Below are 13,612 nucleotides of genomic sequence, written 5' to 3'. Positions count from 1 at the left end.
CCGGCAAAGGTAATGAATTATATGCGGTTGTTATTCTGCCGCAGTTACGCTATTTATCATGCAGGCCCCTGATAAAAGCGAGGTAATCCGTGCCTAACCCCCTGCTGCATACTATCAGTCACGTCCGGCTGCCTTGGCGTGAAGGTTTATGGCAAATCACCCTCGAGCAGGGAATCATCCGCCGTCTGGCGCCGCAAAATCAGGGTCAGCAGGACGGCGAAGGCGTCCTTAATGCCGAGGGCGGATTGGCAATTCCACCGTTTGTCGAACCCCATATCCATCTGGATACCACACAGACCGCCGGTGACCCGCGCTGGAACGAGTCCGGTACGCTGTTTGAGTGCATTGCCCGTTGGGCCGAGCGCAAAGCGACCCTGACCCATGAAGACGTCAAAACCCGCGCCGGGCAGACGCTGAAATGGCAGATCGCCAACGGTATTCAGCATGTACGCAGCCACGTGGATGTCTCCGATCCCTCGCTGACGGCGTTGAAAGCGCTGCTGGAGGTCAAGCAGGAAGCGGCGCCGTGGGTTGATTTGCAACTGGTGGCGTTTCCTCAGGAAGGGAGCCTGTCTTTTCCGGACGGCGAAGTCTTGTTAGAGGAAGCGTTGCGGTTGGGTGCCGATGTGGTCGGCGCCATTCCTCATTATGAATTTACCCGCGAGTATGGCATCGCGTCGTTGCATAAAGCCTTTGCACTGGCGCAAAAGTACGACAAGCTGGTGGACGTTCATTGCGACGAGATAGATGACGAACAATCGCGCTTTGTGGAAACCGTGGCGACGCTGGCGCTGGAGGCCCGGCTGGGCGGCAGGGTCACCGCCAGTCATACCACCGCCATGCATTCCTATAATGGCGCTTACACCGCGCGGCTGTTCCGCCTGCTGAAACTGTCAGGCATCAATTTCGTCGCCAATCCGCTGGTGAATATTCATCTGCAGGGCCGTTTTGATGATTATCCCAAGCGCCGCGGCGTCACCCGGGTGAAAGAAATGTTGGCGCAAGGGATAAATGTTTGCTTCGGCCATGATGATGTGTTTGATCCCTGGTACCCTCTCGGCACCGGCAATATGTTGCAGGTGCTGCATATGGGCCTGCACGTATGCCAGCTGATGGGGTATGAGCAGATTAATAAAGGGTTAAATTTGATTACTACCAATAGCGCGCGAACGCTTAATTTGAGCGATTACGGCATCAAATGCGGCTATCGGGCCAATTTACTGATCCTGCCGGCGGAAAATGGTTTCGACGCAATAAGACGTCAGACGCCGCCGCGTTATGTTATTCGTCACGGACAGGTGATCGCGGAAACCCCGTCGTCGCCATCACGGCTGTATTTAGCGCAGCCGGAGAGCGTGGATTTCCGCTGAACAGGTGGGATATTACTGTTCGTCCTGCGCCGTTTCCGCTGCCGGGTTCAGCTTGGCGCAGGCCTCCAGCTGCTGCGCCACCGTTTCGCCGATGCATTTTACCGCGGCCTCGATAGCCGGCGTCATACGGTTGGCATAATTGAGGCGCAGGCAGTGGCGGTATTTCCCGGAGGCGGAGAAAATCGGTCCCACCGCTACCTGCACGCCCTTGCTTTCCAATTGACGGTTCAGCCGCACGGTATCAAACGCCGGCGGCAACTCTATCCACAGCAGAAAACCGCCCTGCGGCCGGCTTATACGGGTCCCTACCGGAAAATACCGCTGCACCCATTCCGTCATGATGTCGCGATTAAGCTGATAGCGGGCGCGCATCCGGCTCACGTGCTTGAGGTAGTGCCCCTGACGCAGAAATTCGGCGATGGCCAGCTGCGGCTGCGTGGCGGTGGCGCCGGTGCCGATATATTTCATGTGCAGCACCTGCTCCATATAGCGCCCTGGCTCGATCCAGCCGATACGCAATCCCGGCGCCAGCGTTTTGTAAAACGAGCTGCACAGCAGCACCCGCCCATCCTCGTCAAAGGATTTTATTGTCCGCTGGCGGGGGTAGTGATAGGCCAGATCGGCATACACATCGTCTTCAATGATCGGCGTATCGTAACGTTGCGCCAGCGTCAATAACGCCACCTTGTGGGCGTCCGGCATGATATAGCTAAGCGGATTATTGCAGTTGGGCGTCAATTGGATAGCCTTGATTGGCCACTGTTCGAGGGCCAGTTCCAACGCCTCCAGACTGATACCGGTCAGGGGATCGGTGGGAATTTTCATCGCCTTCATGCCGAAACCCTTCAGGATTTGGGTGACACCGTGAAAGCTGGGTGAGTCTACCGCCACAATATCCCCGGGCCGGCATAGCGCATGAATGGCAATAGACAACGCTTCGTGACAGCCGGTGGTGATGATAACCCCTTCCGGCGCTACGTGGCTGCCGCTGTCTATCATCAGCCGCGCGATCTGCTGCCGCAGCGGTGCGGAGCCGCTCAGTTCATCATAATGCATGCTGCGTAGATCCGGGTGCAGCGCCACGCGGCTCATCAGGGTCCGCAGCGGTTTCAGCGTGGTGGCAGTAACGTCTGGCACGCCGGGCCCTAAATGAATAACGTCGCGGGCGCTACGGGTGCGGGTAAGTTGCAGCACCAGATCCCATTGCGAAATTTCCACGGGTCGCTGCGCGGGTCGGCACATTTCCGGCAGCGCCGGCAGTCCGTGTTGCTGACAGACGAAATAGCCGTATTTGGGGCGGGCGGTGATTAATTGGCGGTGTTCGAGCACGCGATAGGCCTGCTGTACGGTGCTGATGCTGACAGCCATGTTCCACGCTCAGCGCGCGCACAGATGGCAGGCGTTGGCCGCGGTTGTAGAGCCCTTGTTCGATGCGTTCGCCGATGATGTCGGCCAGATGATGGTAGCGGGTCATAGTTGCCTCATACAGATGGCCGCGTTAGCGTGAAAACCGGTACAGATCGTGCGTAATAATACCATTACAGATGAAATAATCGCAATCTGTATACTTAAAATTGTGCCTTTCTGAATCTGTACCGTATTGAGGCGATCTTCCATCATAGTCCTGTCCCCAAGCCACAGGAGCTATGATGAAAACGTCACCGGAATACTGTACCGCCTTGCTATTGGCGCAATCCGACCCCGCCGTTTGCCCGGCCGCCCCGGGTCGGTCAGGCTTTGTACGCCGCCTCTGGGCGCGGCTTCGCCGCTGTGGGCTCTACCGGCGCGACAAACGTATCTTGCTCGTCCTTAGCGACGACCAGCTGCGGGACATCGATTTGAAGCGCGACGACATTCATCGCTACAACGAGACGCTTCACCCGCGCTGGAGCGACCGTCGGCGCTAAAGACAACCACAGCGGGTGCTGCCAGGGCATCTGGCCTCTAAGGCGCCCACGCTGGGAAGAATACCGCCCGCGCCGGGCATTGCGGCCCACGGGCAGACGACGAGTACAGTGCCCATAGACTGTAGGCGGCACGGAAGACGGGCATTGTGTGCCCACAGACTGTCGGCGCCATCGCCGGGCACTGTGTGCCCACAGACAGTCAGCAGTGCCAACCGTCATTTTTCAGCGCGCTTGTGGTATTTACCGTGCTGAACTGCGGGCGCAGCATTATCAGACGGGGAGCTTATCATAGCGCCGCCAGCGGTAGTTAAGCACCGAAATACCCCAGCACACGGCAAACAGTCCAATCACCACAAAACCGGCGTTGCCCAACTGATCATTGAGCGAAGCGACCAGCCGTCAGGGTGCGCCATGCAGATCAAACTTTTCCGCCAGCAGTCCCGCCGCCTCAAGTCCGCCGATGAACAGCGCCACCAGCACCGAGGTGGCGGTGACGGTCATATTGTAATAAAGCCTGCGCTGCGGCTTATTCAGCGCCCAGCCATAGGCGTTAATCATCATCAGGTTATCCAGAGTGTCCACCAGCGCCATGCCGCTGGCGAACAGCGCCGGGAAGATCATTATCGACCAGATAGCGATACCCGCCGATGCGCCGGCGGCGGACAAGCCCAATAGACCCACCTCGGTCGCGGTATCAAACCCCAGCCCGAATAAAAAACCCACCAAGTACATATGCCAGCTTTTGCGCGTTAATCGGATCAGTGCGCCAAACAGACGGTACATCAGCCCGCCCCCCAGCGGCTCCTCGGGCGCCACGCCGTTTCCCTGCTTGAGCCGGCGGAACCGGCGCCATATGCCCTTAAGAATAAGGAGATTGCTCAGCGCCATCAGCAGCAAAAAGCCGCTGGAAACGGCGGATCCTATCATGCCGCCGTAAGTATGCAGCCAACCCATATGGGCCTGAAAGGCGGAGGCCGTTAGCGCGATAGCGAAAGTGGCCAGAATGACGATCGTAGAATGCCCCAGGGAAAAAAATGCGCCTACTCCCGTCGGGCGCTGGCCCTGTTGCATCAATTGACGGGTCACGGTGTCGATAGCGGCAATATGGTCAGCATCGACCGCATGGCGCAGGCCGTAGCTCCAGGCGAGCAGGCTGGCGGCGATGAGGGCGCTATTGTGGCCGAAAACCAACAGCGCCCAGGTCCAGCTGAACAGATTGGCCCCAATCAGCGCCGCCAATAACAGCGGGGCGCGAGAAACGGCGGGAGAAGATCTGGTCATGGTCACAAGGTCCTTATAGACAGAGAAAGAGTAACGTGTGCGCGCTCGGGGTCATCATGGACACCGCGGCGGCTGAAGGCGCACGGGGTGGCGGGGCGTCCTTGCCGGCGGCGAACAAATGCGGGCGCAGCATGCCACTGAGCAAACGATTGCGAGTCAGAACAATCCAGGCTATTACGGCGCGCGAAACTACTATGACATGATGAAGGTGAGTGAACAAATAGATGATGTTGAGTTGCATTAACCCGGCGCGGCGATCTTTTGCGGCCACTGTCGGCATAAAAGGGTTTGGCCTTGGGCGCGCGGTGCTCGCCGGGCTACCGTTGCAAGAGAGAGTGGTGAAAGAGGCCGGCTTGGGCAACAAGCCGGCCTGTACCCTCAGCCGACAGCCTGGCTATGGATACGGTGACGACTGACAAAGCCCAGCAGCAAGCACAGGACAAACACCGTCACATACAACAGGTTGGAGGCTTGCAGCGCCGCGCCGCCGCCGTAACGGGCCACAATAGGACCGGTAACGACAAACGTCAACACATGGTGCCGCAGGTCAGGATAAAATTGATAAGCTTGGGCGACGTTACTTGGGTCTGCTGCGAGCCCAGGGTAATGATCGTGGTGTAAATCGCGCTGGAAACAAAGCCCAGCGCCAGCAAACACTAGGGTAACAGAGCGGGGTCGCCGGCGTGGATAAACCCATACATGAAAGCCGCCGACAGCGCCGCAAGCACCGTCACGATGCGCTGCAAATCGAAGAAGCGCAGCAGTGCGCTAAAGACCCACGTCCCTATCATATAAGCGGTCCAGAAGTTACCTACCAGCCCGCCGGCCTGTTGAATATCCATATTGAAACGCGACGTCGCGTACTCCGGCACCCAAGAGATAAAACCGAGCTGGCCAAGGATATAACACAGCGCGGCCAGTGCCAGCAGCGCCACGCCCGGACCCCAGGACTCTCGTGTTTGCGGCGTCAGCTGTCCCCTCGGCGTCGCGCGCTTTCAGCACCGGAAAATCGGAAAGCAGAGTCAGCACAAAGATCACCACATACACCCAGCCAATACAGGCATACACCCAGTACCAGGTAATATGGCGCGCCAGCAGCACGCCGGCCAGCATGGGAAATAGCGTACCGGCCATACTGAAAAACGAGTCGGTAAACAACAGGCGCGAGCCGCGCTGCCGCCCCGCATACAGATGAGTAATCAGATAGATGCCGATGGACATCGTGATACCGCTGACCACCCCTAGGGCAAACATCGACAGGGAGAATATCGTCAGATTATGGCCGCTCATTAACCCCAACACCGCCAGCACCATCAACAGAAAGCCGAACATCAACTGCCGTTTCAGCGGGATGATTTCCATCAGCCAGGCATTGAGGAAAATCGCCGCTAAAATTCCGGAGTTAAGGAACGTTAAGGTATTACTCATACGGGAAACGGGTAACTGGAAGTAGTCGGCGATGTTACCCAGTACCACGCCGGTGACGATGACCAGCGCGCCCGTGAGACCATAGGAGAAGAAACTAATCCATGTTAGTCTTAATTTGTTGTTTTTATTCATTTTAAACCTAGTTTTAATCTGATGTCGACCGATGAAAGACTGGCCTCTTAAGTAATGACATCCTGCTTGTCTGCGGGAGGAGGGATCCTATCATGGCTTATTTATTATTTGCTGTTAAATGTCTAGCAGATAATATCTTCACCTGCGGCAGGTGGGAAGGGTGGGCGTTTCATCACAGTTTGGTCGGCAACGACGTAAATACTCCGTTACGTAAAAAAGGTAAATGTCTGGCACTGCCGGAAGCGGCTCTTTAGAATCTAATCGCTTCCCGTGGCCTTATCTCTTAAAAGGAATTCTTATGCTCAAACGCTCTCTGGCGACCGCTGCTACCCTGCTTGCCCTGACATTTTGCTCTGCGGGTGCATATGCCGCAGCACAGGACTCCCATGTGCTGTTGACGACTTCGGCGGGCAACATCGAGCTGGAATTGGACAGCGCCAAAGCGCCGGTTTCGGTGAACAACTTTGTGCAATACGTCAACAGCGGGTTTTATAACAACACCATTTTCCACCGCGTGATCCCCGGCTTCATGATCCAGGGCGGCGGATTCAACCAGGACATGTCGCAAAAGCCCACCCGTGCGCCAATCAAAAATGAAGCCGACAATGGCCTGCGCAACACCCGCGGTACAATTGCCATGGCGCGGACCGCTGATAAAGATAGCGCGACCAGTCAATTCTTCATTAACGTGGCGGACAATGCGTTCCTCGATCACGGCCAGCGCGATTTCGGCTATGCCGTGTTCGGTAAAGTGGTGAAGGGTATCGAGGTCGCGGATAAAATCGCTCAGGTACCCACCAAGAATGAGGGGCCCTATCAGAACGTGCCGGTTAAGCCGATTGTCATTCTCTCCGCCAAAGTGTTGCCTTAAGCCTAGCGGCACTGAGGCATAACGGCTCGGGCTTACAGCGGTTCCCGGCCGTTATACGGGTTGGTGCGGGCTAAAACCGACGTCCCACGCAGCAGGCTTTTAGCGTGGGTTGCACAGCCGTTGGGCGCGGTCGCTTTCCTTTTACGCATCCGTGCCGCGACGGCCGCTTCCAGCTGCATGTGAAAAATAGCGCCCGCTCTCAGTTGTCACCTATGCAGACAGAGTGACGCCGGGTGTTTCTTATCTTATGACGAATGAAACTCGGCATACCGCTTGCCCTGGTGTTCTCGGACGGCTGCAGGCAGGGCGCTTTGCCTTGTCTTCTCTGGCTGCTAACGGCAGGGCGCTTTGCCCTCATTGTCGCTAACTGCTGCTGGCAAGATGCTCGCCCTCATCCTCTCTGGCTGCTGAAGGCAGTGTGCTTGCCCTATGCCTGACCTGTAGATCGCCGGCGATTGCCGATGACTGGCGACGATTTATCCCCGTGAGCTATCCCTTTTTCCTGCTTTACCGATTGTATCGACCCCGCTCTGCCTGTCCCGGCGAAGCTGCTAATGCGGGTTATACTTACTCTTTCCAGGAAACTGGTAGCATCTGATAGGAGCGGCTGATGAAAAAATGACCGATAAACAAAAAGCGCGGCTATTTGCACAGCGACGGAATGAAAATTTTTGCGCCAGTAACCGGCTAGAAAGCTATGACACTGCGCCAGTCGCACTTGAAGGCGAGGCGCTGTCTGCCCGTCTGGACGCGCTGAGGAGGCATTATGAACGATAAAATCGGCGACGATCGCGATCCCTATTTTTACCCAGGTCTGAAGGTGCTGCGTAATCGCCTGAATATTCATGAAGCTGCAGGACTACAAGAAGCGTAATTGGCGCTGAGCGCGCTGCGCGCCGCCTCGCTGGAGCTCGGACCGGCCACGATGTGGTTACCCTGGTTGTGCGCCATTCATCACTCGCTGTTCCAGGATATTTATCCCTGGGCGGGCCAGTTGCGCAGCGTGGATATTTATCAAAACGATACCCGCTTTTACCACTTCGCCTATTTGGAGACGGAAGGAAATGCGGTGATGCAGCGTCTGGAAGAAGAGGATTACCTGCACCAGCTTGCGTTTGAGCCGTTCTGTGAAAAATTGGCAACCTATTACGCCGATATTAACATGTTGCACCCCTTTCGGGAGGGAAATGGGCGGGCACAGCGGATCTTCTTTGAGCAACTGATTATCCATGCTGGCTATGATATTCATTGGCGCCCCATTAACCGGCAGGATTGGCTGCGCGCCAACGAGGCCGGGGCGTTTGGCGATCCGGCGCCGCTGGCCACATTGTTCCGGCTGTCGGTGAGCGAGCCGGACTGATATCGGTTACACCGTCCACGCGGTGTCAGGTGCTTTTGGCGATATCGGCCGCCGCGGGGTATTCGCATCCCAAGGTGACATCTTGACCCCCCCGGGGGCCGGCTCTGCCGGCGACATTGCCGCTCGCGCGGCACTCACGCCGCCGTCTGGCGCGCTATCCCACCCCTGCCCCCCCCGTATTGCCCGCGGCTGAATGGCGTCTGCTAGCAGGGTGCACCCCAGCCTGTGCCGGCGTATACCGCTGAAGGTAACAGCAAAGCGGGGCTGTTCAGCTGCCGATACCCGGTTACCCCTCCGCGCTGGATAACCGCCTGAAGGCCTTTCATGCCGAACTTTTGCGGCAATGTCCGTAGTCACGTCGCCGCTGTTATCATACACTCGCTGCACATAGGAGTTCGACGTCGAGCGGCGCGCGAAGGTGTGGCGGCAGAGGCGTATGAGCTATAGTTTAAGGGGGATTATGAACGGATTGCTGATAATCGATAATTACGACTCATTCACCTGGAATCTTTATCAGTATTTCTGTGAACTGGGGGCACAAGTGACGGTGCGTCGTCATGACAGTCTGGATCTCGCGGATATCGAGCGGCTGGCGCCGGCGCGGCTGGTCATCTCCCCCGGTCCTGGCACCACGGACGAAGCGGGGATCTCTCTAGCGGCTATTCGCCATTTTGCCGGCAAAATGCCGATCCTGGGGGTCTGTCTGGGGCATCAGGCTATCGGTCAGGCGTTCGGCGCGCGTATCGTTCGTGCACGTCGGGTTATGCACGGCAAAACCTCCGTTATCCGTCACGATGGCCAAGGCGTGTTTGCCGGCCTGGCGCAGCCTCTGACGGTAACACGCTACCACTCGCTTATCATCGATGCCGCCAGCGTACCGTCCTGTCTGGCGGTGACCGCCTGGAGCCAGCGCGAGGGCGAACCGGATGAAATTATGGCTATCCGCCATCGTTCCTTGCCGCTGGAAGGTGTACAGTTTCATCCTGAAAGCATTATGAGTGAACAAGGTCATTCTTTGCTGGCGAATTTCCTCGACCGCTGATGCCGGTATCATTTTTCTTTAACGGTAATAGCGCTTGACGTGAGTGTGACTTTTTATTCATATTACATGACTATATTTTCATTTCTTATCACACCTTAGACAGAGTAAATGCCTTATGAAAACAGACGATGCCGCAGTCACCCGGGAAACGTTCGATCAGGTTATTTTGCCGGTTTATGCACCCGCGTAGTTCATTCCGGTAAAAGGCGTAGGCAGCCGGGTTTGGGATCAGCAGGGCAAAGAATACGTCGATTTCTCCGGCGGCATCGCGGTTACCGCGCTGGGGCACTGTCATCCGGCGCTGGTGGCGGCGTTGAAAACGCAGGGGGAAACGTTGTGGCATACCAGCAACGTTTTTACGAACGAACCGGCTCTGCGCCTGGCGCGTAAGCTCATTAATGCCACTTTTGCCGACCGCGTGTTTTTCGCCAATTCCGGCGGCGAGGCAAACGAGGCGGCGTTCAAATTGGCGCGCCATTACGCCATTACCCGTTATAGTCCGTATAAAACCAAAATCATTGCGTTTCATAATGCCTTTCATGGCCGCACGCTGTTTACCGTGTCGGTGGGGGGCAGCCAAAGTATTCGGACGGGTTTGGGCCGAAACCGGCGGATATCGTCCATGTGCCGTTCAACGATCTCGACGCGGTGAAAGCCGTCATTGATGATCACACCTGCGCTATCGTCCTTGAGCCGATACAGGAGGAAGGGGGCATTACCCCGGCGACGCCGGCGTTTTTGCAGGGCGTGCGGGAATTATGCGATAAGCATCAGGCGCTGCTGGTGATGGATGAAGTGCAATGCGGCATGGGCCGCAGCGGCAAATTGTTCACCTATATGCATTACGGCGTGCAGCCGGATATTCTGACCACTGCCAAAGCGTTGGGCGGCGGTTTCCCCATTATCGCGATGCTGACAACCGAAGACATTGCTTCAGTCATGGCGGTCGGCACCCACGGCACGACATACGGCGGCAACCCGCTGGCCTGTGCGGTGGCGGAAGCCGCGCTGGACGTCATCAACTCTCCTGAGGTGCTGTCCGGTATCAATGAGCGTCATGCACGTTTCATCCAGGCTTTGCATGACATTAACGCCAAGCATCATGTTTTCACTCAGGTGCGCGGCATGGGGCTGCTGCTGGGCGCGGAGCTGGCGCCGGGCTATCAGGCACGGGCACGTGATTTCCTGCATGCCGACGAGCTGGAAGGGGTCATGATCCTGAACGCCGGCCCCGATGTGATTCGCTTCGCCCCCTCGCTGGTGGTGGCGTTTGATGATATCGCCGAGGGGTTGGCGCGCTTTGAGAAAGCCGTAGCGCACGTCACCCGCTCGGATTGACGGGCGGACGGCAGGTTTGTCGGCGCGTTACCGGCAATACTGCCGTCGAAGGCTTCTCCTGTCACGGCGCTAGTCCGGCGGAGTATCGCGCAAGCGGCGCGCAAGCCAAAACCCGTGCTGCATCCGCTGCGGCCAGGCCACCGACGAAATGGTGTGCATGACGCCGAGATGGAACAAAATGCGCCGTAGATGGCGCTCCATCAGCGTTACCGCCTGATCCTGTGGACCGTCGGTATTAAAAATTCCCGGGTTCTCGGTGCTCGGTCCGTCATATTCCAGCCGTTGCTGACAGCTTTGCAGCGCCACCTCGCAGGAGGCCAGATAATCGGCCGCCAGCGTAGCGGTCAGCATATAGTGATCGCGCGCCAGCGTGGTCATGGCATTAATATGTTCAACAATAAACTGACTGTGGGTGACCCACAGGCGCATATCGCTGAGGTAACGGGAATTAAACCCCGGTTCCTGCATCGCCTGGCTCAAAGACGTGAACAGGGCATTATGCGCCTGATTGACCCCCATGCGGGCATAGGCCAACGCCGGCGCTGTGGGGTCAGGTTGCAGCAGCAACCGCAACGCCTCTTGATCGCGCTCCAGCGCCTGGTGGGCGTTTTTGCGCAGCAGCCCGCTCTGCCATTGCGGCCACAGCCATAGCATGCCGCCAAACGCCAGCATACAGCCAATCAAGGTATCGACCAGCCGCGGCAGCAGGAAATGCGCGCCGTTTAACGACAGCAGCTGCAGGGTATACACGGTCACCACTGTCATGCCGGTCATCGCCAGACCGTAATTTTTACGCAGCACCAAATAGCCGGCAAGCGTCACTAGCAGCATGCCGGTCAGGATAACGCCGTCTCCCATCTGTAACTGGAGCGTCCCCGCGGCGATAACCAGACCCGCCAGGGTACCCAATGCCCGATGCTGAATACGCACCCGGGTAGCGTTGTAGCCGTTCTGGCTGACAAACATGATAGTCATCAGGATCCAGTAGGGTTTCGGCAGATTAAACACCAGGCCCAGACTACTGCCGACAGCCAGCATAATGCCCAGGCGGGTAGCATTGCGCAGCGCCATCGATTTAAGCGAGCAGTAACTTCTCAGCGCCGGCCAGAACGGCAAACGTTGCTGGTTATCCGCCATCACATCGCGACGGTACAGCGGGCGTTGGGAACGCAACAGGCGATAGATGCGGCTGAAATGGAAATAGCAGAACTGGCCCACCGGGTTATCTGGATGGTGGCGGGCGATCTTTTCCAGCGACGACAGGCCGACATCGGCGGCAAAACGATCGGGCGAGCGATGATAAAGAATATCTTCCGCCAGAAGGCGCAGCCGAGCGGCGACCACACGCGCGTTATAGCGCAAAACCGCCTCGGCATGGCTTTGCTGCACCAGCTTTTGCACTTCGTCCGGCTGATGCAGGCTCACCGCGATATGCTCTTGTAAATCCAGCGCGACCTGGAAGGCGCGCAACAACCTCTTGTACTGGGTGAGATGGTTAGCGGAGAGCATATGCAACTGCTGATACACCTGCGCTATATGATTGATGACTTTCTGCTGGCGGGCGAACAGCGGCGGCAGCGCGCTGTCGGGATCGGTATGCTGAGTCAGCAGGCTGTATTTAGCTTCGATGTAATCCGCCAGCTCGCTGTACAGCGGACTGAGCGCCTCGCGCATCTGCTGTTCTTGCCACAGCCGGAACCACAACGCATTAAACAACCCATACCAGGCGGTGCCCGCCAGGTAGAGCAGCGGCGGCAGCCAGAGCGGCACATTGCCGGTCAGCCCAAGGGTAAACACCGCGGCGATAAGCGATGACGGCAGCAGGCGGCCGTGCAGCGGACTGATTTCGCCGCTGACGCCAAACAGCAGCGCCAGACCCAGCATGACAAACGGAAGCGGGGCGCCGTGCGCTAACAGCAACTGAATAAAAATACTGCTGAGGGCAAACAGCGCGCCGCCGACGACCAGCCGTTTAAAAAAACGCTTATGGAGCTGATCGAGGCCGGCAATATTACAGCAGGCGGGTACTAAGGAGAACAGCAGACCCTGCTGCAGGCTGTCGAACATCAGGCCGATGGCGACCGGCAGGCACAGGACTATCGTTTGCCGCAGGGCATAATTTACTTCGGGGTGATAGATGAGTCTGCGCCACATAAGTCAACTAAAGAGGGCATGGCCGTCCTGACCATGCCAGCGGTGAAAGGGATTAGCGGGTACCGTAAACGACAATGGTTTTGCCGTGAGCAGAAATGAGATTCTGATCTTCGAGCATTTTCAGAATACGCCCGACCGTTTCCCGTGAACAGCCGACAATCTGGCCGATTTCCTGCCGGGTAATTTTAATTTGCATACCGTCCGGGTGGGTCATGGCGTCCGGCTGCTTGGCTAAGTTCAGTAACGTTTGCGCGATTCGCCCGGTCACGTCCAGGAAGGCCAGATTGCCGACTTTCTCGGAGGTTACCTGCAGTCGGCTGGCCATTTGTGACGACAGACGCATCAGAATGTCGGGATTAACCTGTATCAGCTGGCGGAATTTCTTATAGGAAATTTCTGCCACTTCACAGGCTGTTTTCGCCCGCACCCAAGCGCTGCGCTCCTGCCCTTCTTCAAACAACCCCAGCTCGCCGATAAAATCGCCCTGATTAAGATAGGAAAGGATCATCTCCTTGCCTTCTTCATCCTTGATAAGCACCGCGACGGAGCCTTTGACGATGTAGTAGAGCGTTTCTGCCTTTTCACCCTGGTGAATCAACGTACTCTTCGATGGATACTTATGAATATGGCAATGAGACAGGAACCATTCGAGAGTCGGGTCTGTTTGCGGTTTGCCGAGAACCATTCGCTGTTATCCTCTTTTGTCATCGCTGTCCTTTATCAGGAGCG

Annotated in this window: 7 protein-coding genes and 5 pseudogenes; 7 read left to right on the top strand and 5 right to left on the bottom strand. The window is 57.0% G+C overall.

Going from position 1 to position 13,612, the window contains the following annotated elements; translation table 11 throughout:
• Positions 1-101 precede the first annotated feature (101 nt).
• A complete protein-coding gene (locus JZM24_RS05605) occupies positions 102-1,370 on the top strand; it encodes a cytosine deaminase (RefSeq protein WP_376775537.1) in 1,269 nt (422 codons plus the stop codon).
• A gap of 12 nt (positions 1,371-1,382) precedes the next feature.
• Here JZM24_RS05605 and JZM24_RS05600 read toward each other — a convergent pair.
• A pseudogene (locus JZM24_RS05600) lies at positions 1,383-2,844 on the bottom strand (aminotransferase-like domain-containing protein).
• Between the two features lie 175 nt (positions 2,845-3,019).
• Here JZM24_RS05600 and JZM24_RS05595 point away from each other — a divergent pair.
• Positions 3,020-3,277, top strand: coding sequence for a DUF1127 domain-containing protein (locus JZM24_RS05595; protein ID WP_215668952.1), 258 nt, complete (start codon positions 3,020-3,022; stop codon positions 3,275-3,277).
• A gap of 270 nt (positions 3,278-3,547) precedes the next feature.
• Here JZM24_RS05595 and JZM24_RS05590 read toward each other — a convergent pair.
• Both JZM24_RS05590 and tsgA read right to left on the bottom strand, forming a co-directional pair.
• Positions 3,548-4,558, bottom strand: a pseudogene (locus JZM24_RS05590) (HoxN/HupN/NixA family nickel/cobalt transporter).
• 378 nt (positions 4,559-4,936) lie between these two features.
• Positions 4,937-6,118, bottom strand: a pseudogene (tsgA, locus tag JZM24_RS05585) (MFS transporter TsgA).
• A gap of 298 nt (positions 6,119-6,416) precedes the next feature.
• On the opposite strand from tsgA, the gene ppiA reads away from it, so the two are divergent.
• The 5 genes and pseudogenes from ppiA to argD all read left to right on the top strand — a co-directional run bounded on the left by ppiA (position 6,417) and on the right by argD (position 10,729).
• The gene (gene ppiA, locus JZM24_RS05580; protein ID WP_215670019.1) at positions 6,417-6,989 is read left to right on the top strand and encodes a peptidylprolyl isomerase A; all 573 of its coding nucleotides are present in this window, start codon (positions 6,417-6,419) and stop codon (positions 6,987-6,989) included.
• Between the two features lie 618 nt (positions 6,990-7,607).
• A complete protein-coding gene (locus JZM24_RS05575; RefSeq protein WP_215668950.1) occupies positions 7,608-7,766 on the top strand; it encodes a YhfG family protein in 159 nt (52 codons plus the stop codon).
• Positions 7,756-8,349: pseudogene (locus tag JZM24_RS05570) on the top strand (putative adenosine monophosphate-protein transferase Fic). Before JZM24_RS05575 ends, JZM24_RS05570 begins: the two are co-directional and overlap by 11 nt.
• A 460-nt stretch (positions 8,350-8,809) precedes the next feature.
• A complete protein-coding gene (locus tag JZM24_RS05565; protein ID WP_215670018.1) occupies positions 8,810-9,391 on the top strand; it encodes an aminodeoxychorismate synthase component II in 582 nt (193 codons plus the stop codon).
• Positions 9,392-9,584: 193 nt separating this feature from the next.
• Positions 9,585-10,729 (top strand): annotated as a pseudogene (argD, locus tag JZM24_RS05560) (bifunctional acetylornithine/succinyldiaminopimelate transaminase).
• A gap of 69 nt (positions 10,730-10,798) precedes the next feature.
• On the opposite strand, the gene JZM24_RS05555 reads toward argD, so the two are convergent.
• Positions 10,799-12,883 (bottom strand): YccS/YhfK family putative transporter, encoded by a 2,085-nt coding sequence (locus tag JZM24_RS05555; protein WP_215668949.1) that lies wholly within the window; start codon positions 12,881-12,883, stop codon positions 10,799-10,801.
• Between the two features lie 52 nt (positions 12,884-12,935).
• Positions 12,936-13,568: a cAMP-activated global transcriptional regulator CRP gene (crp, locus tag JZM24_RS05550; protein WP_011412109.1), complete on the bottom strand. Its 633-nt coding sequence runs from the start codon at positions 13,566-13,568 to the stop codon at positions 12,936-12,938.
• Positions 13,569-13,612: the final 44 nt, after the last annotated feature.

This window comes from Candidatus Sodalis endolongispinus, from assembly GCF_018777395.1.
In the GTDB taxonomy this organism is placed as follows: domain Bacteria; phylum Pseudomonadota; class Gammaproteobacteria; order Enterobacterales; family Enterobacteriaceae; genus Sodalis_B; species Sodalis_B endolongispinus.
The sequence above is the reverse complement of the archived record's forward strand: the minus strand, read 5'-3'. Positions and strand labels throughout refer to the sequence as shown.